The sequence below is a fragment of the Methylocaldum szegediense genome, from assembly GCF_949769195.1.
GTDB classification, from domain to species: Bacteria; Pseudomonadota; Gammaproteobacteria; order Methylococcales; family Methylococcaceae; genus Methylocaldum; species Methylocaldum szegediense.
Genome location: NZ_OX458333.1, coordinates 3,269,905 through 3,294,959 on the forward strand (window position 1 = coordinate 3,269,905; position 25,055 = coordinate 3,294,959).

Genomic DNA, 25,055 nt, shown 5'->3' on the forward strand with positions numbered 1-25,055 from the left:
CGCATCTTAAAGGCTTGAGACATTTCCGTTTTTGTCAGGTCCGTTTGTCGTTGGTTTTGGCATCCAACTAATATCGAGCTCTCAAAAAGAACGCGGACTTTCGCTCGATAATGTCGATGCCTCGGCAGGTACTTCCATTGACGCTGTTGTTGTACGCCGAGAACGTGATTCTTAGCCCGTGGGCGCTCAGCGGAGCTGGGCTGAGAGATCAGTTCGCTCCCATGGTAATTCTGTAAATGAGGTCCCCAGGTGTCCATGGGCGGGCAGCATTTGGTAGAACGCCCCCTTGTATTTCGAAGGCAGGTAGCGAAGTTCGAACTTCCGGATGATCGCGCCCAAGCGGAAATCGACGCAGTCCTCGAGCCTCCTCTTGATCGTGTTCTCGTCGATTTGGCCCGTGCCGAAGGTCGACACTTGAATGCTGACCGGCCGGGCCTGTCCTATGGTGTAACTCAATTGCAATTCGCATTCCTCCGCAAGCCCGGCCGCTACCACATTTTTGGCAGCATAGCGCGCGACATAGGCGCCGACGCGGTCGATGCGGCAAGGGCCTTTGCCGGACAGGGCGGACCCTGAGTGCCGCGCGTAGCCCCCATAAGTGTCGCTCGCGGTCTTTCGCCCGGTCATGCCGGAGTGGGCCGCGGGTCCGCTTTTCGGAAAAGCGCCTCGTGGGTTGATGAAGATGTCAGTCCGATCGTCCGGTCGGATCGTCTGGTCGGCAAAGGCGGGATCCACAACGTGAGCGAGGAGATCGGAGCGAAGCTGGACGGCGTCAACGTGAGAGCCTGCCTGAGGTCCTGCGATCAGGGTGATGCTATGAATCCGGTTCGGCTTGCGGTTTTCGAATTCTACGCCGACCTGGGTAGTACAGTCTGGCGATAAATAGGCAACGGTTTTGTTTTCACGCGCGAGAGTGAGTTGTCGAGCTAAACGGTTGGCCATGGTAATAGGAAACGGCATCAGTTCGGCCGTTTGATTGCAGGCGAACCCGAACTGGGTGGTTTGATTGCGGACGGTGATCCGGTCGAGTTCCCTGTCGGTCAGTTCCCTTTCGTCCCATTCGTATCGTTGATCGAGAGACTGGGCGATGAGGCTCGTAACCACGGTGCATTCGGCGGCGTTGAAGTCCTCCTTGCGATAACCGACCGCGCCCACGACCTGTCGCGCTATCTCCGGAATGTCCACAGTCGCTTTCGAGGCGAAGCGTGCCGCGACGAACACGATTCCTTTCGATAAGGCGCATTCGGTTACGATGTGAGAGTAAGGGTCTTGCTGGAGAAAACGATCGACTATGGCATCGCTGACGGTGTCGCAGAGCCGGTCGGGATGACCCTCGGTCACCGATTCGGAGGTAAACAAAAAGGTCTTTTTCATAATCATCGCTCCTTCCGATGCAATCCGGACTTAAGCCGCTTAGCTCCTTCGTTGATCAAAAATGGCGTCGTCGCGCCAGCCGCAATCGCGATCCAGTCGCGGGCGCTGATGGGAGTCAGTCGAAGCAGCGTGCGCAAGGGGGGTAGAAAGGCCGCACCGACCTGAAGAGCGGCCGAACCCAGCAGCCCCGCATTCAACAATCGATTCGTCGGCCGTTTCTCCCGGTCGAACACACTGGTACGCTCGGACCGGCAACTAATCGCGTGCAGTAACTGCCCGAGCGTGAGAGCCATAAAAGTATTAGTGCCCGCCTTGGGACCCAGACCATAGCGACTGATGCTGTAGCCATAAACCGCCATCGCGCTACCGGAGATCAGCAAGGATTCGCGCATCAGCCTGACGGCATCGGCGCGCCGGATGATAGGTTCAGTCAGACTGCGAGGAGTCTGCTTCAGCACATTCAGTTCCGGCGGCTCCAGCGCTAATCCGAGGCCCGGTAGGATATCGGTCAACAGGTTGATCCATAGCAGCTGGATGGGATTGAGTACTTCGCCTGCGCCCAGCGCCGTGCCGATCAGCATGACCTCGACTTCGCTCAAATTGCTGGAGAGCAGAAAGCGCAGGCTTTTTCGGATATTCAGGTAAATCGTCCGCCCCTGTTCCACCGCAGCGATCATGGTGTGCAGATTGTCGTCCTCCAGCACGATATCGGCGACCGACCTCGCCACATCGGTGCCCTGTCCGCCGAGCGTGACGCCGATGTCGGCCGCTTTCAGCGCCGGGCCGTCATTGATGCCGTCACCGGTCATTGCGACCACGTGTCCGGCTTTCTGGAGCGCCTGGACGATACGAAGCTTGTGCGCCGGGCTGACCCGCGCGAATACCGTCGTATCGCTGACGATGCCCGCAAGCAGATCCGGGTCGAGCGTGTCCAGACTGGCGGAATCAATGATTTCGAGGGCTTTGTCGCCGTTCAGTCGCAAACGTTTGGCAACCGAGAAGGCCGTGGCGCTCTGATCGCCGGTGATCATTACGGTATTGATTCCGGCATCGTGGAATTTGGCCATCAGCTCAGCCATCGCAGGGCGAACGGAATCTTCCATTCCGATCAAACCCAGCCAGACCAGGTTTTGGGTTACGGATGCAGTGCTGATGTCTTGAGAATAACCGAAGGCGACGCCCAGCACTCGCAAGGCGTGGCCGGCCAAGCGTTCGTTCTGCGCCATGATCGCCGCACGCGCGGTTTCGTCGAGTTCAATGCACTCGCCGTTGCGCAGCCTGTGTGTACACAAACCAAGGACATCCGCGGGACTCCCCTTAACCGCGACCAGATGTGTGCCGTCGGGATCCTTGTGCACCGTGACCATGTACGGTCGATCCTCCGCCCGGTATACCGTCTTTACGAGCGGATGCCGTGCCCGCAGGGCTTTGATGTTCTCCCCGGCATCCATCGCGATCTCCACCAATGCCGATTCCGTGGGGGTCCCATCGAGCTGGAGCCCGTTTCCGTTCTCAACCAGCCTAACCTCGCTGCAAAGACTGACGACCTGAAGTAGGCGCTCGAGGTCTTTCTGCTCTGCAAGGGCGAACGGTTCTCCATTCATGAGCAAGCTGCCGTTCGTTCGAGTGACGGAGCATTCGGGCGTTTCGATGCTGACGGCTCGCATCCGGTTTTCGGTAAGCGTACCGGTCTTGTCGAGACAAAGCGTCCGCACCGACCCGAGCGTCTCCACGGCGGGCAGCTGACGGACAAGGACCTTTCGCCTTTGCATGCGCCGTATCCCTAAAGCGAGCGTAGTGGTCGCGACCGCCGGCAAACCTTCGGGAACAGCGGCGACCGCCAGGGAGATCGAGGACTTCAGCATTTGCAGCGCGGTAAACCCGCGTAGCAGACCAAGGCCGAACATCGCCGCACAGATGCCGCCCGAGACAAGCGCGAGTTGGGTTCCCATACGGCTTAGTTGACGCTGCAAAGGGGTTTGCGGTGGCTTGACGGTTCCGACCAGGGATTGGATCACACCGATTTCGGTGTGGCGTCCCGTCGATACCGCCACGGCTTTTCCGTTGCCGCCGGTGACTACGGTGCCTCGGTGGACCATATTCTTGCGGTCGGCCAGAGGCGTATCTGCCGCAGCGAGGTCGTTATGGTGTTTGCTGACCGGGAGGCTTTCTCCCGTTAGAGCGGATTCGTCGACCGTCAATCGGTTGCTCGCGATCAAGCGCGCGTCCGCCGCTACAAAGGAGCCCGGCTCGAGTACAAGAATATCGCCTGGTACGACATGTTCGACTGCAATGTCGGTTTTTTTCCCTTCGCGAATGACCATGGTGCGGGTCGGCGTCAGGGTGGCCAGCGAACTGATGATCTTTTCCGCTTCGCTTTCGGTGAAATAGCCGACTCCTGCGTTGATTAATACGACACTCAAGATGGCTAAAGCGTCTGCTATCCCGCCAGTCGCGATCGAAATTGCCGCCGAAACCCCGAGCAGTGCGACCGGCGGACTCATGAACTGTCCCGCAAGCATCGCCATAGCCGAGCGCGGCTTTTGCTCGATCAAGGTATTCGGACCGTAGCGGCGCAGGCGCGCCGCGGCGACCTTGGCAGTCAAACCGTCATGCCCGGAACCAAAGGTCGTCAGCGCCTCTTCGGCTTTAATCGAGTGCCAGATTGGCCTGTGAGAGGTGGCTTTGACGTCCGGGTTTTCGACCAGTTGTAGTGTCGGCCTTTCGAATGCGGCTTTCTGGCCTTTGAAAAAGTCAACGTTGACAGTATTGGAGTTCCAAGAACCCTGGGTTCGCGCTTTCGCCTGGGGTTTGAGCGCAGCGGTTCTCGGCTTCCAATGTGTTCGGACCCACTGTTCCAGTTCGTCGATAATGTGGGCGATCGGCCGATCCGGCGTGAATCGAATCAAGGCGTTGCCGGTAAGCGGATTAGCGCTTACCGATTCCAGCCACCGGTTCCTGCTCGGAAGCTCTTCGAGCGCCGCCTTCAAGATTTCCGATCGGTAGAGTCCGCGGATTTTGACTCGGATGCGTCCGGGGGCGCCGTAATGAGCAAGGGTGACCAGCATGGAGCGGGAAGGGTTCGACATGGACGACGAATCCGGTCGGCGGGCGCTGCGATCGAGCCTGTCTTTCATCGGAAAAATCGTTCAGCGGCGGGATGTTTGACCTGACCCGTCGCAATAATGCAATGGTTACTTCCTGGGTGTGGAGAGCGGCGTTTACCAGGCCAACACTACTAACTTGTGACGCCCTGTTTACGCCTGGTTATTCCATTCCGCATTCAAATGAACATGAATCGTAGGGCGGGTTAGCCCCTCGGCTCCGCTCGGGGCAGGCTCCGCGTAACCCACCGACCCTTCGACCTGGCTCAGGACAGGTTCGAGGTCGCTCGGTGGGTTACGGCCTCGCGGCCTAACCCGCCCTACAAAATTAATGCCCTATTGAAAGCGATTTGGAATTACGGGATGCCGCCAGTCGTCCCTGAACATAGGTCGAGTCCACGTGTCGTTCATCTGCCAAGTGCAGCAGGCAGAAAAGCTGCTCGGCCGCGCTTTCGCATCGGCTCAGGCGGGCGGCGATATATCGGTCCTCCTCATAGTCGAGCACGAAAAAGTCGGCACTCTTGCCGGGCGCGAAATTACCGACCTCTCGTTCTAGGCCGAGCGCTTTCGCACCGGCAAGCGTCGCAAGATAAAGCAATTGTGCTGCATTTAGGCAAAAGCCCTGCAACTGCTGCACTTTAAAAGCTTCGGACAGTTCCCGCCACACGGAAAACTGCGTACCGGCACCGATGTCCGTGCCCAGCGCCATTCGAATGCCGTGAGCTAGGTGTCGTCGCAACGGGAACAAGCCGCTTCCAAGGTAGGCATTGCTGGTAGGGCAGTGGCAAACCGCACAGGACGCCGCGGCCATCCGCGCCAGTTCGGCTTCCGTGGTGTAGATGCTGTGTGCTAGTACCGTGCGCTCAGTGAGAAGTCCGAAGCTGTCGTAAACGTCCAGATAGTGTCGGTTTTTGGGAAATGCGGCACGCACCGCGGCGACTTCCTGCCGGGTTTCGTTGATGTGGGTCTGCACGTAGCTATCGGGATGCTGTTTAAGCAGCGAACCGCACAGTTCGAGCAGTTCCGGCGAACAGGACAGGGCGAAGCGTGGAGTGATGGCATAGTGAAGCCTTGGAGCCTGCCGGCACAAAGCAATGAGCTTTTCGGCCGCATCGGCCGATTGATTGACTGTAGTGAGCAACACCGCCGGCGCATTCCTGTCCATCAGGGTGATGCCGGCAATCAGATGCATGCCGGAGCGCCCGGCGGCCTCGAACAGAGCGGCGTTCGCCTCGTAGAACTGGGAGCCGAACACCATGGCCGTAGTCGTTCCGCAGGCTAGCAGGCGCTCGACGAATTGCTCCGCCGCCGTTTTGGCGAACGACTCGTCGGCAAACCGAGCCTCCGCCCGGTAGACGGTGTGCTCCAGCCAGTCCAGTAGACCTGTGCCGAAACCGGCGGTTGCGTAAAACTGAGGAAAGTGCAGGTGCGCGTCGATGAGTCCGGGGATGAGCCAAGCATTGCCGTGGTCAACGATTTCGCTTTCGGGAAAGGTGGCGAAAACCGTCGTGCGTTCCCCTAGGGAGGCAATTCGGCCCGATGAGTCTATCGCCAGCGCGCCGCATTCGATGATCTCCAGGGCGTTCTCTTCGGTAAACGGATCGGCTCGTAAATGAGCGATCGTGCCGGTGTGTATGACCTCATTCATCGCGTAGATATCGATTATCCGTTAGAGGCCCAGCAGCGCCGGCAGGTCGTTTACCGAGTCGATAATCTTGTCGGGGCGAATCGGCGAGGCGTTCACGTAGCTCTCTCGGTACTTGCCGGTCCTAACCAGAATGCCCGTAAGACCAGCCTTCTGACCGCCGCCGATATCCGAATCGATGTCGTCGCCGACGATGGCTGTTTCGTCGGGTCTCAGGCCCATATCCTGTAACGCGATTCTGAAGAAATCCGGGGAGGGCTTTCCCATGACCGTAGCCTGGATGCCGCTGCAGTATTCCAATGCCGTGACGAACCCGCCGATATCCATCTTGAGTCCCTCTTCGGTTTGCCAGAACCGGTTCTTATGAACGGCCACGAGCGTGGCGCCCTGCATCAGCCGATTGAAGATCCGGTTGAGCAACCCGTAAGACCAGCTCTCGCCGATGTCGCCAAGCACGATGCAGTTTGCTTGCTCGATCTGCACGTCCCTAATTTCCGCGAAGTCGCGTTTTACATCGTCATCCAACAACAGAGCGCAGGGCGGGGAACCGCTACGTTTCAAGTAGCGCAAAACCACCTGCGGCGCACTCAGGATTTCAGCGTGATCGATGTCGAATCCGAGTTGCAGGAGTTTGTCGTGCAGCGAAGCCAACGACTGCGTGCTGGTATTGGTGATGACACGAAGGCGATAGCCTGTCGCGCGGATGCGTTTGACGGTCTCGGGAGCGCCCTCGATAACGCGCGAGCCGATGTAAAGCACACCATCGAGATCGAACAGGATACCTTTGATGTTCGAGATAGGGTTTGATGAGCCGCAAACAGAATTCATAGGCGCTTGTCAGAGTTGTCCATGCCCGCCTTATGGTCCGGTATCGCGCATCATCCTGCAATCCGTACGGAGACGGTGAGAGCGTTGCGGTTACGGCGACATTCAAGTGGTAGGACTTCAGTAAACGGTGGCGAAGCTCGGTTTGATGATCTTGAAAGTCTTGAAGGACTCAATTCCCAGGCATCTTGAATGATGCTTGGAAAGATTTTTCGTGGAGAGTTCCAGACGATCCCATGCACCTCTGTCGACGCCGGTTTTGTGGCGCGATCGCACCTTTCAGTCGGTATTTGGTTCGATAAAGCCCGGCAGCGTGTCGGATACGGGCGATGTTCTTGGACCTTTTCAGTGGGCTATCGAAATCCGTCGACTGAATACGCCCTGCGAGGCGCGTCGAAGAGTCCGCCTTGCGCTAGGCCGACGGGTTTGCCCTGAGCTCGGTCGAAAGGACTGTCTTGAGCTAGCTCGAAGGGCTTGGGGTAACGGCCTACCGGGACGGGCGCTTAGCAATGGCGGTACAGCTTATTCGCCGCGTTGCTGAAGGAGGGCATGTTTTTCTTGATGTGGTACCGGTTCTTGCCCGTTCGCTTGGCATGGTACATGGCCTCATCGGCGGCTTTGATCAGGCTGTGGTTGTCGGTGCCGTGAATCGGATAGATCGCGATCCCGATGCTTGAGGAGACGGTGATTTCCGTACCGTCCGCTTCCAGAGGGCGCGCGACCGCGGTCAAAATTTTTTCCGCAACGATGCAGGCTTCCTCCGTTCCGGCAATCCCCGGAAGCAAAACCAGGAACTCATCGCCACCGATGCGGGCGACAGTATCACTGTCGCGCAGCGATAGGGCAATCCGATGCGCCGTTTGTTTTAGGACTATGTCGCCCACGCAATGTCCATGCGTATCATTGATTTTTTTGAAACAATCCAGATCGACGAACAGTACCGCGAACTGTTGTCCGTACCGGCTGGCTAAAGACAGCGTGCAATTGATTCGGTCGTTGAATAGGATCCGGTTGGGAAGGTTGGTGAGTGCATCGTAGTGTGCCAGGTAATAAATCTGTTCCTCGGCGGTTTTGCGCGAGGTGATGTCGAGCCCAACGCCGAGCAAGCAGTCGTCTTGCCCGAGCTTCGCTTTCGTGCTGGTGAAGAAAAACGGGATTCGTCGTCTGTCTTTTGTCAGAAAGTACGATTCCGCCGGCGGACGTTCCGAGGTGAACATTTCGATGACGTTGTCCCCGACTAGAGCACATTTATCGGCTTCAGAAACGAAATCCAAGGGATGGGCGCGTTCTAATTCGCCTGCCGAGTACCCGGACACCGCTTCGAAATTGGCGTTCCAGCGCAAAAAGCGGCCGTTCTTATCCGCCAAATAGAAGATGCCGGGCAGACTTTTTATCAGATCATCCGCGAATCGGATTTGGTTTCGAAGCTCCTCTTCGGTGCGCTTATGTTCCGTCACATCGCTGAAACACCACACGAATCGCCCATCGTCGATCATCCTTACGCTGACATCGACTGTCAGCAAACTGCCGTCTTTGCGTTTTAGGGTGAGCGTATTTCGCGCGATATCACCTGATGTCAAAGCGTCCAAGCAGAGCTGCTGGGCGGCACAGTTTTCCGCTATGGCGGCGTTGAGGTTGATTTGGCTGTGCTCTCCGAATGAAAGGCCGAACAATTCGCAAGCGGTGCGGTTGGCGTATACGCAATGCCCGTCGGTCGATTCTGTTATGCAGATGGCAGTCGGCGTCCACTCCAGGATTGTGTCGAAGTTTTTGCCGGATTGCTGGGGTGTTTGCCTTGCTCTGCCGAACCGCTTGCTCAAGATGAGCAGCGCGACCAACAAGAGTGGAACAGCCAGGCTCAAAAGCGGAAAACTCTGTAAGGCCGTTTCATCAAAATGCAAAAGTCCGGCGTTATCGAATTTCGGAACTGCTATGGCGGCGAAGACAAAGATCTCTGCCGGCGAATTCCGGCCTAATGCTGGAACGGGTAGTCCTTTCATCCGTGTGATCCAGTATCCGTTGGAAAATACGCAGCGCGAGCTGAACTTGTAGGACCTACGAATTAAGCTCCCGGTAGTATGGAGCGGCGGGCATGAAAAGCCATAAGCATTTCTACTGACATCGGCATTCCCGCCCCGCCGCATCAAGAAATCGTTTGTCCTCGCCGCACGGATGCCTGAATTTCTCGGCGGGTGAAAAAGAACCCATCGGCAGGTAAAGGCCCGCGGTTGAGTTCGCTAGGTGCGAAACCCACCTCAGGCCGGTGGGGTCCACTGATAAAGCCAGGTTTCCGTCAGTGCTCCCGATTCGTCCCGAAGAAAACAGCGCAAATCAATCGGTTCGCTGCCCTCGCTGATCAAGTCGAAATTGCAGCGCCAGGCGTTAGTACCCAGTATCGGGCGCGCCGCCGGATCCTTGAGTTGGCCGCGGGACGCCGTGATCACCGGCTCGACTTTAGCGGTATCCGGCAGTTCGCTCAAACGTCCGCCTTCGAAATCGATGACGAACTTTCGCGACGGTATGCGGTTCTTTTGTCCCGGTATGCCGCCGAGTCCGGTCCGGGTTGCAATCACTTTGGCCGCATTTGAGCTGACCGGCGGCTCGCCCCAAAAAAGCCTGTACTTGAACACCCGTTCTCGGCCGGGCTCGAACGGTTCTTCCGGGTTCCAAAACGCGACGATATTGTCGAAAGTTTCATCTAGCGTTGGAATCTCTACCAGTTGTACGGCACCCCGGCCCCATGCTTCGAGCGGTTCCACCCAGGCGGACGGACGCAAATGGTAATTGGCACCGTCATCCTGGTAGTGGTCGAAGTTGCGATCCCGCTGTAAAAGGCCGAATCCTTTCGGATTGTTGTCCATGAAAGAATTGACGCGCACCACCGGACTGTTGACCAAGGGCCGCCAAATCCATTCGCCGTTTCCGGTCCAAAGGGCTAGCCCATCGCTGTCGTGGATTTCCGGGCGGTAATCGTCGGCCACGCGGCGGTCGTTCTCACCGTGTTGATACATGGATGTCAACGGTGCTATGCCGATCCGTTCGATCGACTTACGCGGAAACAGGTAGGCTTCGATTTCCATGACGGTCGTATCCCCCGGATTGACGTCAAAGGTGTACGCGCCACAGATACTCGGGCTGTCAAGCAATGCATGGATAGTCACGAATTCAGCTTTCGGTGCCGGCCGTTCCAGCCAGAAGCGACGAAATAGTGGAAATTCCTCGGGACGCGGCAGACCCGTGTCGATCGCCAGTCCGCGCGCCGATAGGCCGTACTGCTTGGTGGCGCCGACGGCCCGGAAGTAACTCGCCCCCAGGAAAGCGAACACATCCCGTTCGAAGTCCGGCTCTGCAAGGACGCGGAACCCTGCAAACCCGATGTCGCTGACTTTCCGTGGAACTTTGAGATTCGGTCCGAAGCGGAACAGATCGGTCGAGTAGGTGATCGGTTCGGCGATGCCATGGACGACTTCATAGATTTCGACCGGGTGCTTGAAGAACAAGCCGAGGTGGAAGAGTTTCGCTTGGAACGGCAGATCTAGCTTGGCCCAGATTGCGCGCTTGTTCTTGTAGCGGATCGATTGGTAGTCGTCCCAATCGAGATCAGCGATCCATGCCGGTAAGGTTTCTTCCGGCGGATCGAAGGGTTTCTGGGAAAGCCGCCTGGCTTCCTCGATGAGCCATGCCTTGCTGAAAGGTTTGGGGCCTGCCTTGCCTTTGGCTTCCGCGAAAGTCGCGAAGAGTGCTGCCGGGCTGAGCATCCCCCATGCAACCAAAGTCAGCGAACGTGCCAATAGGTCTCTCCGAGTCATCATGTTGTTACATTAGGAGCAAAGAGAATTTTCCAATCTAATGATGTTCTGATTTTACGTCCAGCGCGGTCGCAGGCAGTGCCGCGCCTGAAATAAGCAGCTTGTAAAGCGGAAAGAGAGAATGGCGGTATTATGGCAGGCATGGCGCGCCGGCGATGAAGCGAGGCGTGCGGAGCCGGGAATGCGGGGTCTGTCAAAGGTGGCAAGATGATGACAAGAGATGATTTGGACACATTCTTAAAAGAACTCTTGAGACCGCAAGATTTTGCGGATTACGGGCCAAACGGTTTGCAAATTGAAGGGAGCCAGCAGATCGAGCGCATCGCCTTTGCCGTTTCAGCTACGGCGCATTCCGCCACTATAGCAGCGGAACGGTACGCTCAGGCGCTGATCGTGCACCACGGGCTGTTCTGGAAATTCCACGGACCTAAAACCTTGACCGGGCCTTTCGCCCGGCGCGTGTTTCCTCTGGTACGAAACAATATCAGCCTGTTCGCTTATCATCTGCCGCTGGATGCCCATCCAGACGTCGGCAATGCCGCCTGTCTCGGGCGAAACATTGGCTTAGTGGAACAGCAGCCGTTTGGTGACTACCAACGTTGTCCGACCGGGATCAAGGGGATATTCGCCGAGCCGCTGAGCGCCGCCGCGCTGCGAGACCGACTGGCTGCGATGCTCCAACATCCGGTATTGTTCGCAACGCCGGATGAACACGCGCTCGTTCGATCGGCCGGGATTATCACCGGCGGTGCCAACCGAGATTGGCCCCTGGCTTTGCAGGAAGGGCTCGACGCCTATATCACCGGCGAGATGAGCGAACACGACTGGCATGAATCCCAAGAAGCCGGGCTGCACATGTACGCGGGCGGGCATAACGCAACCGAGCGTTTCGGCATTCAAGCCCTGATGGAACGGGTACGGAGCGCTTTCGATGTCGAGTGCTTCTTTATCCCCAGCGACAATCCGGCATAACCGGTTATGACGTTTTCGACCTATCAGTTGCTGATTCACGTTCCCACGCATCTCCCGATCCAGGTTGGTCAACTGGGTATGTTTGATTTTCCGGCCGGGTATTACGTCTACACCGGCAGCGCCAAACGAGGACTGGAAGCGAGAATCGCGCGGCATCTGCGCAAGACCAAGCGACTGCGCTGGCATATCGACTATTTGTTGGCCGCCCCGGGTGTCGAGGTCGATCAAGTGTTGAGGTTCGAGGCGGCGGAGTGCGAGGTCAACCGCCTGACTCCCGGCCGCATTGTCATCGCGCGCTTCGGTGCCGGTGATTGCCGGGCGGGTTGTGGCAGTCATCTCAAGTATCGAGTGGACGGACAGCTTATCGGTTAGCCATGCTGAGTATCGTTTCCGCCCGACCCCATGACGCCGAGGATATAGCAAACATGGCCCTGGACATCTGGCGGCGCCATTATTTTCCGGATGTGCTGAACGAGGATGCCATAGCGTATTTTTGGAACCGCATGTACCGCCCTGACGTGATACGGAGCGAAATGGAACGCGGCATCGTCTACGAGCGGATCATGCTAAACGGGAAAATGATCGGTTTTCTGGCTTATCACCACCAGCCGGAGCAGGCGCGTATGCGGCTCAACAAGCTGTATCTCTTGCCGGAATATCACGGACGGGGATATGGCGCGTTTGCTTTGGCACACGCCAAGGCCATCGCCGAGCGTTTATGCGTTAAGGAAATTTATCTTTACGTGTTCCGGAAGAACGAAAAAGCGGTCCGGGCCTATCGCCGGGCCGGTTTCGTCGTAGTTCGCGCCGAAGTGACCGAAGCCGGCGACGGCTATTACTACGACGATTACGTGATGTCCTATACGCTAGACCGAAGCGGATGATTTACTGACAAGCGGTCGGCGTAATCCTGTATTGCCGGCCGCTTGTCTCCTTCAATCGCGAAGGACCTTAAAGTGGCCCGTTCGCTATCGATCTCGTCATTGTGCGGGCGTGCCGTGTTGCATCTGCTGGCCGCCTTGCATCGGACCGCCGTGTTGCCTCATTTGTTGCATGTGTCGCTGCATCATTTCCTGATGCTGTTTATGGTGCTCCCGCATGAGTTTCCGTTGTTCTTCTTTCAAGCGCTCGCGTTCTTTGTCGTCCTTGGCGGCAAGGATTTGGTTCATGAGTTCGTGCATTTTCAACATATGATCCTGCGCTTGCCGAATGTGCTGCTCGAGTTGTTCGTCAGTCATGCTTCCCATCATGCCCATGCCTCCCATCATTCCGCCCATGCCTCCCATTTGGTGCTGGCCGGGGGATGGCTGGGGCTTTTGTTCCTCGGCTAAGCCGATCGAACAAACTGGCGAAATCAGAAATGCGGCAACGATGCATTTCAAGCTTGTTTTCATAGTGATCTCCTTAACGTCAAGGCTTAACGGTTAGAACCGTCGACTCTGGTCTGCACGTCCACGACATGCATTCCGTTTTTCAAAGTAACAATTAACGTAGTGATGCACCATAGGGACAGTTCTGAGTTTGTCGAAAGGGAAATAAGGAAGACTGCGTGGGTCGGTTTGTTAACCCGGCCGATCAATATCGGCTGGGTTAATCTGGGGCAGGGATGCCCCGGCGCGGCGACAAGCCGCCTGAGCACAGGCCTAATGAATAATAGGTTCAGGAGTTGGAGCCTCAATGCGTAATATCGGTGTTATTTCGGATACTCACGGTCTGATGCGGCCGGAAGCGATCGCGGCCCTACGCGGCAGCGATCTGATTCTGCATGCCGGTGACATCGGTCGTATCGAGGTGCTCCTAGCCTTGCAACAAATCGCGCCAGTCGTCGCCGTTCGCGGGAACGTAGACAAAGGCGCTTGGGCGGCTTCGCTACCGGAGCGGGAAGTCATCTGTGTCGATGGACGAAGCATCTGCCTCTTGCACAATCTGAAAGAGCTGAATCTGAATCCAGCGACGGCGGGATTCAATGCAGTGGTTTCAGGACATTCTCACCAACCGAAGCTGCAAATCGAGGAAACGGTCCTCTATTTGAATCCGGGTAGCGCGGGGCCAAGGCGGTTCAAGCTGCCGGTTTCGATCGGACGTCTGCTGCTTTCAGACGGGGAACTGCGCGGCGAGGTCGTCGAGCTCGACGTTCCGCGGTCAACTTAAAACCAAGTTCGGGAAATCGCTTGCCAGCGCCTTTGATAGGCCCGTCCTGAGTTTGTCAAAGGTCCTGCGTTGAATTAGGCCAGGGATTTCGGCGGTCCGCTGAGATTGGCCTTTGATCGGTGAAGCGGAGGAACAGCCCGCCTTGGGGCGCGAGATTTTCTATTCTCGTGACAGCTTTTTCTTTCTTATGTTCGCCGGACTTACGTATGATGTCGCCGTAGCCCGACAATAAGAAAAGCCCCGATGGCAGAGTTCGCTTATCTCTCCCCGCTTCGACTTATAGACTTCTATGCTTTTTATGGATTGTCTTTCCTAATACTCGCAACCGTCGTGTTCTTGCAGCCGCGCAGCGACCGAATGCTTCCTTTCGCGTCGGAGCTTTGGCTGTTGGGGATATTCGGTACTTTACACGGCATCAAGGAATGGTTGGATGCCTGGACGCTGCTGAACCGGGCGGAAAATGCGGGCCTACATTGGCTGAATGCCTGCATATTGGTGCTTTCGTACCTGGCTTTGTTCGAATTCGGGCGCCGTCTGGCGATGATCTGTGCGGTTTCCCGCCCGAGCGAGCAGCCGAGTTGTCGGGCGTGGCTTGGACTTTGGGTTTATCTCCCGCTGTTGGGCGGCGTATATGCGACGACGTCGGTAGCCGATGATGCCGCTCGCGGGCTGAGTGCTGGCGGACGGATTTTTTTTGGTTTCAGCGGCGGGGTGCTGAGCGGTTTGTCTTTGGTGGTGAGGCGGGGACGCGTGTGCGGGTGGCCGGTTCTCCCAGAGACCAAGCCTTATTTTTATGTCGCGGCCGGCGCGCTGATCGTCTATGCCGTCGGTGCAGGACTCGTGGTCGAGGGAGACACCGCGTTCCCCGCTTGGCTCCCTACCACTGGCTCGTTTTTCGCCGTCGCCGGCATTCCCGTTCATCTCCTTAGAGGGCTTTGCGGGGTCGCGCTGACCTTTGCCCTGGTGATTATTACTCGGTCGGCAAATGTCGCCGCACGAAAACAGGAGGAGGCTGCGCGCGCCGAGACGGCGGCACTCACCGCCAGTCTTGCGGAGCGCGTGCGGGAAAGCACGGTTTCGCTGGAAGCGGCCAACCGAAGGCTTCTGAAGGAAATCGAGGATAGAAAGCTTATCGAGCAAGACCTTCGCGAGCGCGAGGCCGACCTTCGTCGCGCGCAGTCCGTGGCCCATGTCGGCAGTTGGCATTTGGACGTCACGAACAATACGCTCCGCGGGTCTGCCGAAATGTACCGGATCCTTGGAATGTCGGAAGCCCTGCCGCTCGCGCTGGAAGACTTCTTGACGCTGGTTCATTCCGAAGACCGCGCATTTGTCGAAAGATCCTGGCAAGCTGCTTTGCGCGGCGAGACTTACGACGTCGAGTATCGCATCATGGTCGCTGGCGAAGTCAGGTGGGTAAGAGAAAGGGCCGAGCTGGACTTCGATCGTAACGGTCGACCCGTCGCCGGTACCGGCATCGTTCAGGACATCACGCAGCGTAAACTGGCCGAGGATGAAGTCCGTCATGCTAAGGAACTGATCCAGTTGGTCGTGGATTCGATACCGGTGTACGTAGCGCTGATCGATCGCGAGCAGCGCTACGTCTTGGTCAATCGAGGCTATGAGGATTGGTTTCAACGGTCGCGCGGCGAAATTATCGGTAAGCGGATGCCCGAACTTATGGACCCGGAAGTTTACGAGCAGGCGAAACCACGTGTCCAAGCGGCTTTGTCCGGCGAGGCAGTCCGCTACGAGTTGTTGGCTAAAAACCCGAAAGGACTCCCTCGATGGCTCGACATTCAGTATGTGCCCCGAACTGACGAAAAGGGAACCGTGTCGGGTTTTTTTGCCTTATGGCATGACATTACGCACCGCAAACATACCGAGCAGCGTTTGCGGCGGGTTTTGGAGCGCCTGCGGTTTTCCGAAAACCGGCAGCGGGAGCTGGCGCGCCTCGCCCAGCAGGAACAAAGGCGCATGGGGGCGCTGCTGTCCGCTATGAGCATCGGCATTTTGCTCGAGGACCGGCAAGGCATCATCGAGTATGTCAACCCCGCCTTTCTGCGCATGTGGGCGATAGAGGAAAGCTTCGAGCCGGTGGGACGAGCGACTCGCGACGTACTGGAGCATTCGACACACCGCTTCGCCCGTCCAGATCACGCTTCCAAGCATGTCTTACGCGTGCTTGACACTCACGAGGCCAGCGAGCGGTTTGAACTTGAGTTATACGACGGACGGGTTCTGGCCCAGATTTCCTATCCGGTAACCGACGATGATGGGCAAACCATCGGCCGCTTGTGGATTTATGAGGATATCACCTTCGAGCGTCAAACCGCGAAGCAACTTCTCGATCTCGCTGAACGCGATCCGTTAACCGGCCTGTTCAATCGTCACCGCTTTCAAGACCAACTCGAACGCCTAATTACTACGTCCGTACGTACCGGCACCAAATTCTGCCTTATTTATTTCGATCTCGACGAGTTCAAATACATCAACGATACCTTCGGTCATAAGGCCGGCGATACAGTCCTCGTGCGCATCGCCGGCGAAATTTCCACTTTAGTGCGACACGAGGAAACCTTCGCCCGGTTGGGCGGCGACGAATTTGCCATTTTGAGCACGCTTACGCCGAATAGCGATCTCAATGCTTTACCGGCGCGCATCGCGAACGCGATCGCGGCCATCCCGTTCCGGTTCCGCGGCACCCATATGCGCGTCACCGGGAGCGTGGGCGTGGCCGTTTTTCCCGACCACGGGGACAATGCGGAAGACTTGGTCGCGCATGCCGACGCTGCGATGTATCAGGCCAAAGGACAGGGCAAGAATACCTGGGCGATTTATGACCCGACGCGCGACAGCTCGGAAGCGATGATGGAGCGCCTGTCATGGAACCAGCGTATCGCAGAGTCACTTCAGAAGGATTTATTCGAGCTTCATTTTCAGGGCGTGTACTCGGTCGGTGGCGGAGGATTGAGTCATCTGGAAGTTCTGGTACGGATGCAAAATCCAGCTGACCCCGCGAGCCTTATCATGCCAGGGCAGTTTATTTCCATGGCCGAGAAGAGCGGTCAGATCACCGAGATCGACCGCTGGGTGCTGAAGCGCAGCATCGAACTCTTGGCGCGGAATCCATCCATCCCGCCGCTCGCAGTCAATATTTCCGGCCGCACATTTGACGATTTATCGCTGCCGCATTTTATTCGCAGACAACTGAAACAGAACGGCGTCGACCCGGCACGGCTGATCATCGAGCTCACGGAAACGGCTGCGGTGTCGGATATCCAGGATGCGCAACGCTTCATCGAAGCCATACATCAGGCCGGTTGCCGGGTTTGCCTGGACGATTTCGGTAGCGGATTTTCGACCTTCGGCTATCTCAAATATTTGGGCGTCGAAGTGCTCAAGATCGATGGATTGTTTATCCGCGACCTACCGAACAATCGTGACAACCAAATTTTCGTCAAGGCGATGGTCGATGTGGCGCGGGGGCTGCAAAAGCTCACGGTCGCCGAGTACGTCGAGGATGCCGCGACCCTGAGCATGGTCCGCAGTCTTGGCGTCAACTTGGTTCAAGGATATTACCTGGACTGCCCCGTCGCCGATCATCCAGCATTGACGGAGTACACTTCCGTTATGGAGACTCGATCTCAGTAGGCCATTCGCCCAAAGCCTGGCTAGGTTTTGTTTGGAACCTGCTGAGATAAGGTCTCTCAAGTGAACCGGTCGACCGTTGGGAATGGACCGAAAAGTCCCGCGCAAGCGCGAAATCCTGCCCGAGTGGAGCCCGTCCTGAGCCTGTACCTTATCGGCTCCTGTGTTTTATATGATCTGGCCGACGGGCACTGCGAAGAATGTCTTCAATACTTTCAACAAATGCGCTTGATCGAGAACGCCCGCGCTTTCACGAATGCTGTGCATCGCCCATAATGGGCAGCCCACGTCGACTGTAGGAATGCCCAACCGGGCGGCGGTCATCGGACCTATCGTCGAGCCGCAGGCCAGATCGCTTCGATGGGAATATTTCTGGTAAGGTACATCCGCCTGCCGGCAAAGCTCGATGAACTTTGCTTCCGTCATGCTGTCGGTTGCGTAACGCTGGTTCGCGTTGATCTTGATCGCGGGTCCCCGGTTGACGGCAATGCGGTGGAGCGGTTCGTATGCGTTGGGAAAATTGGGGTGATAGGCATGGGCAGCGTCGGCGCTGATCATGAAGCTGCAGGACAATGCTTGCTTGTAGCCGGGTGCGTTCGCATCGGTCGCATAGGCGAGACGTTCTAAAACGTCCGAAATGAAACTGCCCATTGCGCCCCGATTGCTTTCGCTGCCGATTTCCTCGTGGTCGAAAAAAGCACCCACACAGGTGCTTTCCGGGGCTTCGGTTTCCAGAAGCGCAACCAGTCCGGCGTAGCAGGAGCTGAGGTTGTCGAGCTGGCTGTCGGCGATAAATTCGAGTTCTGGTCCCCAAAAAGAACCTTTTTGGGTATCGTATACATTTAAATCCCAACTTAGAATATCGTTTGCGTTACACTTAGCCTTTTCCGTCAAGAGATCCAAAAATTTTTGTTCTACCGATTCGTTGTCGCAGAGGCCGCAGAGCAACAAGGGCAGTTCGTTCTGCTTGTTGAATTTCAATCCGTCTTCATTCACGGAACGATTCATGTGAATGGCGAGATTGGCCAGTCGCAGTAAAGGTTGTTCGAAGCGAATCAGAAAACTGTTGAGACTCGAGTCGTTTCTGACGTAGATTCGGCCAGCGAGGCTCAGATCGCGGTCGCTAAAGGTAGCGAGGATAGGACCGCCGTAAACCTCCACGGCGAGGCGCATCATGGTTTCCGTTCGATGTGCAGGCTGGGGCTTGAGGCGCAAACCGGGCGAGTCGGTATGAGCACCTACGATGCGAAAGCCTCCCTCGGTCAGGGGTTTGGAGCCAAGAATGAAGGCAATCAGCGAGGACCCACCACGAATGACGTAGTATCGGCCTTCGGCGCGCAAATCCCAGGTTTCGCTTTCCTCCAAGCGTGTAAAGCCTTTCTCGTGCAACCGTTGTTCCATGGCGGCAACGGCATGCCACGGGCTGGGACTGGCGTCGATAAAGTCGAGCAGGTCTTGGGCGTGTCTGGCGATTTCGGAAGCGACCATGCGGAAAAGCCTTGAATAAAACGTTTGACGACAAATGGTTCTGAATCGATACTATTTGGTGGGCGTCCGTTACAAGCGGGCCCTAACGGAGGAGTGACGATGCTAACAAAGATCTTAAAAAGCGTAATCTTCTTGCTCGTCGCGCAAGCGCTTGTGGCGACTGCCTACGCGAAGCAGGAAGACATCAGCTTTCAACAGCTAAAAGACAAATACTATCAAGACCATCCCGGAAAGGGGAAATTCGGGGACCTTTGGGAGCCGATTCCAATTCAGAAATATTGGAATCCGAAGGATTTCTACAAGCCTCCCACGACCGTGACGGGCGAGGTGACGCGCGACCAATGCGTTGTCTGCCACGAATCTGTGACGCCGGGTGCGTTCCACGCCTGGAAAAATAGCACCCATGCGAATTTGGACAAGATTCGCAATATGCCCAACGCGCAGGATCCGCGCTACTACAAGAAAGCGAAACTCGCCGAGGTCGAGCAGCAATTGGTCAAGCAGGGTCTGCTCAAAGAGGGCGAGCAGCTCAAGGATGTGGGCTGTATCGACTGTCACGGCAGCGTCGGCGCCAAATCCATTCAGCACGACAAAGATCTGGTCATGCCTGACCGGGCCAAGTGCGGAACCTGCCACACGACGGAATTCGCCGAGGCCGAATCCGAGAAAGAGCAGGAATGGCCGCAGGGCCAGTGGTCGAAAGGGCATCCGTCCCATGCGGTCGACTGGAAGGCTAACGTGGAGACCGGGATCTGGGCGGGGATGGCGGAGCGCGAGATCGCCCAGGGCTGCGATATGTGTCATTACCAGCAGAACAAGTGTGACGGCTGTCATACGAGGCACACGTTCTCCGCAGCCGAGGCCCGTCAGCCGGAAGCCTGTGCGACCTGCCACAACGGCGTGGATCACAACGAATATGAAAACTATCTGCTATCCAAGCATGGCACCGTCTATCTGACTCAGGGCAAGGAGAAATGGAACTTCGAGGTTCCGTTGAAAGACGCCATCACGAAGGGCGGTTATACGGCTCCGACTTGCCAGACCTGTCACTTCGAGTTCGAGGGTGAATATTCGCACAACCTGGTACGCAAAGTGCGTTGGGCTTTCAACCCGACTCCTGCGATTGCCGACAACCTGAATCATCCTTGGTTCGAGGACCGTAAAGACGCTTGGGTGCAAACCTGTGCGAACTGCCATTCTCCGAGCTTCGCCGAGAGTTATCTCACCGCGGCGGACAAGGGCACGATTGCGGGTCTCAAAGTCGAGCAAGAAGCCAAGAAAGTCGTCGAGGCTTTATATAACGACGGCCTATTGCCCGGACAGAAGACTAATCGCCCGGCACCGCCGAATCCGGAAAAAGATGCCGCGGGTGGATTTTTCCAACTGTTCTGGGCCAAAGGGAACAACCCGTCTCACGTGGAGCGCGTTTACGCCGATATGTGGGAGCATGACCTGATCAAGCTCTACAAAGGACTGTTCCACGTCAACCCGGGCGGTTTCACCTACACTGAAGGTTGGTCGGAGTTGATGCGTGATTACGCCATTATCATGGACGAGAACACCAAGCTTCGGGAAGCGGCCGGGAAAACCGCGCAAAACGGCGAATCGACGACCCGGGCGGCCTTGCGCGAGTTTAAGGATGCCGCCACCAGTCGGTATGTACTTGGTTCGCTCCTAGTCGCCGCCGGTATCGTGGTGATCCGTTCCCGCAAGCGCTAGGAGCGGCATGACGCGCCTTGGCGAGGATACCCGACGCAGCAGCAAACCGAGACTGTTTCTAGGCCTTGGGTTGCTGCTCGTCGGGATAGCCATCTTCTTTTTCGGATTGCCGCACTTCTTTTCCGAGGAATTGCGGTTCCAGAAGATTAAGGAGATGAAACCCGGCGATCCGGGCTTCCCCACGCTGGAAGGGCAATTTCAGCCCGAGAGTCTAGGGGAATATGAGATTAGTCGGGGAGATCAAGCGAAGGTCTCTTTGCACGCCGTAAGTTACCGCGACAAAAGTGGTGAATTGCGGCGTGCTCTTATTTTTCCGCCGACCGAGCAAGGTTCATCCGCGTTGCCTGGCGTCGGTGACGGAAATCGTGTGCGTCATGATCTCTGGATGAGCGCGGCGAAAGCGGTTCGTCGACACACGGACGAGAACGCTTTGTTCGTGTCTTGGTGGGATAACGCTCAGCGAATCCACTTTTTGACCGGCCGCGACGTTTGGGCGATGCAGCCCGTAGCGGATGCGTTCTCCGAACCGCGTGCAAGGGATTTTTGGGGCGAAATTGCCGGCGGCTTTGCGGAAGACGAGCAGCCGCTGCGTCAGCTAGCGCGCTGGCTGACCATGGATGCCGATCAGGCGCTTGCCGAACTTTCGGAACGTTTGCCGAAAGATAGGCCGGTTTTCTGGGTCGTTTGTTTGGACGATCTGGCTAGACTTTCGGAGGTCGAGTCCCTGAGCGGTGTCACTCTTCCTTTCGAGGCACGATTCTTTCCGGCCGAATCGAATATCCACGCACAGATTGCGGCGGTAAAACGTTGGGCAGGGGAAAAGGGGAGCGGCAATTATCTGATTCATCCGCTTCCGGGCGGCGGTATTCGTGCTTGGCGCATCACCGCGGAAGAAGGCGAAAAAACGCTTTTGGCTCGACTGTTACCTTTCGTCGGTTCCATAGGCCACACCCCTCCTCAATTGCAACTGGTCTACCAGTCGGAGCAGGGCGCTTATCTCAGTATCTTCAAGTGGGTTACACAGTAACTGAATAGACGATTGCCTTGCGGTAGACTGTTGTGTTCCATAGGGCACACCCGGTTTGGCAGTCACCCTAAAAGAGAGAGTCGCGATTGAGAGTCTGTGTCGGCAGGGCGTTGACCCTGGGTCTGTCGAATGGCGTGTCATGAGCCGAGTCGAAGGGCTTTTAGCGCACTTCCAATGTTCTGCGATAATTAGCGGCAATGTTATGGCCGAGTTGGAAAGGGATGGTCGACAAACGCAAATATTTGCGTACCGCGATCAACGCGAGCGTGTCGATAATGCACGATTCTCTCGGTACAATCGAACTGACTACAGCTGACATCTCGGACGGCGGGTTGTTTGTTCATACGGATGGCTGCCCTCAATTTGCTGTCGGAGATGAAGTGAAAGTCCAAGTTTGTGAGATCGCGGACGCACCCGTTCTTCGTGCAGTTGTGGTCAGGCTGACGACCGAGGGTGCAGGGCTGCGCTTTCTGGATGATGACGAAACCAGCGCCGTCCAAGTCGTGTCTCACGCTGCTCGGTAATGGCCGTATCGGTTTTAATGCCGCTTGGTAACGTAATAGAGCATTCAAGACAGCTTTCCCGACTAATTGATGAATCATCCAGAGCCCACGCTTCAAGCGCGGAGATTGGAGTGCGTGCGCTCCGATAGCCTTTTGTTCACTGACCTCAACTTTTGCGTCAGAGCCGGGCAGGTTCTTCAAATTGAGGGGCCCAACGGCAGCGGTAAGACTAGTTTGCTGCGGATACTCGCCGGCCTCACTCCACCCAACGAAGGAGAAGTGTTGTGGCGTGGCGAGAACATAGCCCGGCGGCGCTCTACCTATTTTTCCGAAACCGCTTATTTGGGACACCAGTTGGGGTTAAAAGCGGATCTTTCCGTCGAGGAAAATCTACGTCTCTCGCTTGCCCTCAATGGTTTGTCTTTTTCGCGTGCAAGCTTGGAGGAAGCCCTTCAGACTGTAGGTCTCGAGGGGCGAGAAACGACGCCCGCCCGGGCGCTTTCGGCAGGACAGCGGCAGCGTATTACTTTAGCACGACTGATTTTGTCGTCCGCCGTTCTTTGGATTCTCGACGAACCTTTTACGGCACTAGATTCAAGCGGCGTTACCTTGGTAGAGGCGATGCTGAGATCACATTTGAACCGTGGCGGCTTGGCGATTCTCACATCTCACCAAACCGTACGCCTGGATGGTGGACTTATCAAGCTGGCATTGACGTGATCAAATGATCGGGCCTTTTTTTGCGCTGTTTAAGCGAGATCTGTTGCTAGCCTTCCGTCACCGCGGCGAGCTTGTCAATCCCCTGCTATTTTTCCTAATTGTTGTGACGCTGTTTCCGCTCGGCGTCAGTCCGGACAAAGTGCTGCTTCGCCAGATCGCTCCGGGAGTGATATGGATCGCGGCACTGCTGGCTGCACTGTATTCCCTGGAAAACATGTTCCGCTCCGATTTCGACGATGGTTCGCTGGAACAGTTGGCTTTGAGTCCGTACCCTCTTTCGCTCTTGGTCCTCGCGAAAGTTCTGGCGCATTGGCTGGTGAGCGGACTGCCGATGTTGCTGTTGGCCCCGCTGTTGGCCATGTTCCTTTCCATGCCTTCAGCCTCCGTGACCGTACTCGAATTGACGCTTCTGATCGGAACGCCCCTCTTGAGCCTGATCGGCTCCATCGGTGTGGCGTTAACCGTAGGTCTTAGGCGTGGAGGTATACTGCTGACCTTGCTTGTTTTGCCCTTGTACATTCCCGTTCTCATTTTTGCGACCAACGCGGTTTCGGCCGCGGCGGCGGGATTATCAGTCACTGGTCAATTATATTTTCTGGCCGCCATGCTGGTGCTGGCGCTTACCTTGGTTCCTTTAGCGACAGCTGCCGCGTTGCGAATTAGCTTGAGTTGATACTTATGTGGACGTTTTTCCATAAACTTGCGTCGCCGAAACATTTTTATCTTATTGCCGGCCATTTGATCGCCTGGTTAGGCGTGATTACGGGTTTATTGTTCTTAGTCGGCCTATATCTCGGCTTATTCGTCGCTCCGCCGGATTACCAACAAGGAGAAAGCTATCGAATCATGTTCGTGCACGTGCCGAGTGCATGGATGTCACTTTTTGTTTATGTGTTTATGGCCGTTCTGAGTGCTATTTACTTGATTTGGAACATCAAGTTGGCCGACGTGATGGCGACCAGTTCCGCTGCTCTAGGCGCATCCTTTACATTTCTCGCATTGGCGACGGGCTCGCTTTGGGGCAAGCCCATGTGGGGGGCGTGGTGGGTATGGGACGCGCGGTTGACGTCGGAACTCATTTTACTTTTTCTTTACCTGGGCTACATTGCCTTGGTCTCCGCCATCGAGGATAAGCGCGTGGCTGCCCGGGCCGGAAGCGTCTTGATCTTGGTCGGTGTTGTAAACGTCCCGATCATCCATTACTCGGTGGAGTGGTGGAGTACCCTTCATCAGGGGCCTACCGTGACGAAATTCGACAAGCCCTCCATCCATTTGAGCATGCTACTGCCGCTGCTGCTTATGGCTGCAGCTTTTCAGCTCTATTACTTCACGGTTCTTTTGATTCGTGCCCGAGCCGAAGTGCTTGATCGTGAGAGGCGCAGCGCTTGGGTACAGGAGGCGTTCTCGGAGTCCGCAGCCGATTAGAGCGTTTTCAATACGAAAAGCGGACCGGGTCGGCCTGAACGGCCCCAACCAAATCCGTGCACGCGTTCTAACGGAACGCAGTTAGCCTAAGCTGGAACTACTCTAGGGACAGGGTCCTAGACGTATAAAAAACCCCGGCCGATTCACATCGACCAGGGTTTCGAAAACTGTTCGCGACCTTGAGAGGCGCGAAATTACTTCATCATCGACTTTCTGAACATGCGATCCAATTTGCTGTTCACTTCCTCGGCAGAAGCAGCGGCTCGGCGAGCGGCGGATTCTGCGCTGGCAGCTTTCGATTCAGCGGCCTGAGCAGCAGACAGCGCTTCATCGGCGGTGCTCTTCACCGAAGCAACTTCCGCTTTCAAGCCGTCGACCTGAGTCTGAAGGTTGTTGAGATCGGATTTGCTGGCACAGCCTACGGTCAAGCCAGCCGACAACAGTAGTACGCCCAATTTGGTTGCTTTCATCATCGTTTCTTTCCTTTTTTATTGACTGAAATGCTTGGCGAGATCTTCCGTCCCGAAAAACAAACGGGTAACACGTCTAAGTTTACCCGGAACGGACGATCTTTCCAGTATTATTTTGGCACAAATTAGCGAATTACCACTAGCGTACCTTTCCTTACTCAGGCGAACCTTT

20 protein-coding genes are annotated in these 25,055 nt (G+C 56.3%); 12 read left to right on the forward strand and 8 right to left on the reverse strand.

The features are described from left to right. Positions 1–186: 186 nt before the first annotated feature. The 6 genes from metK to QEN43_RS14110 all read right to left on the reverse strand — a co-directional run bounded on the left by metK (position 187) and on the right by QEN43_RS14110 (position 10,739). Positions 187–1,374 carry a methionine adenosyltransferase gene (gene metK, locus QEN43_RS14085; protein ID WP_026610942.1) on the reverse strand — a complete coding sequence of 396 codons (1,188 nt, stop codon included), beginning with the start codon at positions 1,372–1,374 and terminating at the stop codon, positions 187–189. A gap of 2 nt (positions 1,375–1,376) precedes the next feature. Continuing rightward, positions 1,377–4,463: a cation-translocating P-type ATPase gene (locus QEN43_RS14090; RefSeq protein WP_156912941.1), complete on the reverse strand. Its 3,087-nt coding sequence runs from the start codon at positions 4,461–4,463 to the stop codon at positions 1,377–1,379. Positions 4,464–4,806: 343 nt separating this feature from the next. Next, the gene (gene guaD, locus QEN43_RS14095) at positions 4,807–6,126 is read right to left on the reverse strand and encodes a guanine deaminase (RefSeq protein WP_051331827.1); all 1,320 of its coding nucleotides are present in this window, start codon (positions 6,124–6,126) and stop codon (positions 4,807–4,809) included. A gap of 21 nt (positions 6,127–6,147) precedes the next feature. Beyond that, positions 6,148–6,951, reverse strand: a complete 804-nt coding sequence (locus QEN43_RS14100; protein ID WP_036269077.1) for a TIGR01458 family HAD-type hydrolase — start codon at positions 6,949–6,951, stop codon at positions 6,148–6,150. Positions 6,952–7,451: 500 nt separating this feature from the next. Next, a complete protein-coding gene (locus QEN43_RS14105) occupies positions 7,452–8,948 on the reverse strand; it encodes a sensor domain-containing diguanylate cyclase (RefSeq protein WP_317963338.1) in 1,497 nt (498 codons plus the stop codon). A gap of 255 nt (positions 8,949–9,203) precedes the next feature. Beyond that, positions 9,204–10,739: a glucan biosynthesis protein gene (locus tag QEN43_RS14110; RefSeq protein ID WP_317963339.1), complete on the reverse strand. Its 1,536-nt coding sequence runs from the start codon at positions 10,737–10,739 to the stop codon at positions 9,204–9,206. Positions 10,740–10,964: 225 nt separating this feature from the next. Here QEN43_RS14110 and QEN43_RS14115 point away from each other — a divergent pair, with 225 nt between their 5' ends. The 6 genes from QEN43_RS14115 (at position 10,965) to QEN43_RS14140 (ending at position 17,534) form a co-directional block, all read left to right on the forward strand. Next, on the forward strand, positions 10,965–11,729 hold the full coding sequence (locus tag QEN43_RS14115) for a Nif3-like dinuclear metal center hexameric protein (protein ID WP_036269073.1): 765 nt from the start codon (positions 10,965–10,967) through the stop codon (positions 11,727–11,729). Positions 11,730–11,735: 6 nt separating this feature from the next. After that, a complete protein-coding gene (locus QEN43_RS14120; RefSeq protein WP_026610937.1) occupies positions 11,736–12,101 on the forward strand; it encodes a GIY-YIG nuclease family protein in 366 nt (121 codons plus the stop codon). Between the two features lie 2 nt (positions 12,102–12,103). Then, positions 12,104–12,613, forward strand: coding sequence for a GNAT family N-acetyltransferase (locus QEN43_RS14125; RefSeq protein ID WP_036269071.1), 510 nt, complete (start codon positions 12,104–12,106; stop codon positions 12,611–12,613). Between the two features lie 72 nt (positions 12,614–12,685). Further along, on the forward strand, positions 12,686–13,060 hold the full coding sequence (locus QEN43_RS14130) for a hypothetical protein (RefSeq protein WP_156912824.1): 375 nt from the start codon (positions 12,686–12,688) through the stop codon (positions 13,058–13,060). A 346-nt stretch (positions 13,061–13,406) separates the two neighbouring features. Further along, positions 13,407–13,880 carry a metallophosphoesterase family protein gene (locus QEN43_RS14135; protein WP_026610935.1) on the forward strand — a complete coding sequence of 158 codons (474 nt, stop codon included), beginning with the start codon at positions 13,407–13,409 and terminating at the stop codon, positions 13,878–13,880. 243 nt (positions 13,881–14,123) lie between these two features. Then, positions 14,124–17,534, forward strand: coding sequence for a sensor domain-containing protein (locus QEN43_RS14140; RefSeq protein WP_202901155.1), 3,411 nt, complete (start codon positions 14,124–14,126; stop codon positions 17,532–17,534). Positions 17,535–17,699: 165 nt separating this feature from the next. On the opposite strand, the gene QEN43_RS14145 is transcribed toward QEN43_RS14140, so the two are convergent. Beyond that, positions 17,700–19,019, reverse strand: a complete 1,320-nt coding sequence (locus QEN43_RS14145) for a M18 family aminopeptidase (RefSeq protein WP_317963340.1) — start codon at positions 19,017–19,019, stop codon at positions 17,700–17,702. A 99-nt stretch (positions 19,020–19,118) separates the two neighbouring features. Between QEN43_RS14145 and QEN43_RS14150 the strand changes: the two genes are divergently transcribed. The 6 genes from QEN43_RS14150 to QEN43_RS14175 all read left to right on the forward strand — a co-directional run bounded on the left by QEN43_RS14150 (position 19,119) and on the right by QEN43_RS14175 (position 24,413). Further along, on the forward strand, positions 19,119–20,738 hold the full coding sequence (locus QEN43_RS14150; RefSeq protein ID WP_036269067.1) for a multiheme c-type cytochrome: 1,620 nt from the start codon (positions 19,119–19,121) through the stop codon (positions 20,736–20,738). 7 nt (positions 20,739–20,745) lie between these two features. Continuing rightward, positions 20,746–21,765, forward strand: coding sequence for a hydroxylamine oxidation protein HaoB (gene haoB, locus QEN43_RS14155; RefSeq protein WP_036269066.1), 1,020 nt, complete (start codon positions 20,746–20,748; stop codon positions 21,763–21,765). 221 nt (positions 21,766–21,986) lie between these two features. Further along, complete coding sequence (locus QEN43_RS14160) at positions 21,987–22,289, forward strand: PilZ domain-containing protein (protein WP_051331825.1); 303 nt, start codon at positions 21,987–21,989, stop codon at positions 22,287–22,289. A 69-nt stretch (positions 22,290–22,358) separates the two neighbouring features. Then, a complete protein-coding gene (gene ccmA / locus QEN43_RS14165) occupies positions 22,359–22,988 on the forward strand; it encodes a cytochrome c biogenesis heme-transporting ATPase CcmA (RefSeq protein ID WP_036269063.1) in 630 nt (209 codons plus the stop codon). 4 nt (positions 22,989–22,992) lie between these two features. Then, positions 22,993–23,661: a heme exporter protein CcmB gene (gene ccmB / locus QEN43_RS14170; protein WP_026610932.1), complete on the forward strand. Its 669-nt coding sequence runs from the start codon at positions 22,993–22,995 to the stop codon at positions 23,659–23,661. Positions 23,662–23,666: 5 nt separating this feature from the next. Next, positions 23,667–24,413 (forward strand): heme ABC transporter permease, encoded by a 747-nt coding sequence (locus tag QEN43_RS14175; RefSeq protein ID WP_026610931.1) that lies wholly within the window; start codon positions 23,667–23,669, stop codon positions 24,411–24,413. A 194-nt stretch (positions 24,414–24,607) separates the two neighbouring features. Here the strand turns inward: QEN43_RS14175 and QEN43_RS14180 are convergent, their stop codons facing one another. Then, on the reverse strand, positions 24,608–24,886 hold the full coding sequence (locus QEN43_RS14180; protein WP_026610930.1) for an Lpp/OprI family alanine-zipper lipoprotein: 279 nt from the start codon (positions 24,884–24,886) through the stop codon (positions 24,608–24,610). Positions 24,887–25,055 lie beyond the last annotated feature (169 nt).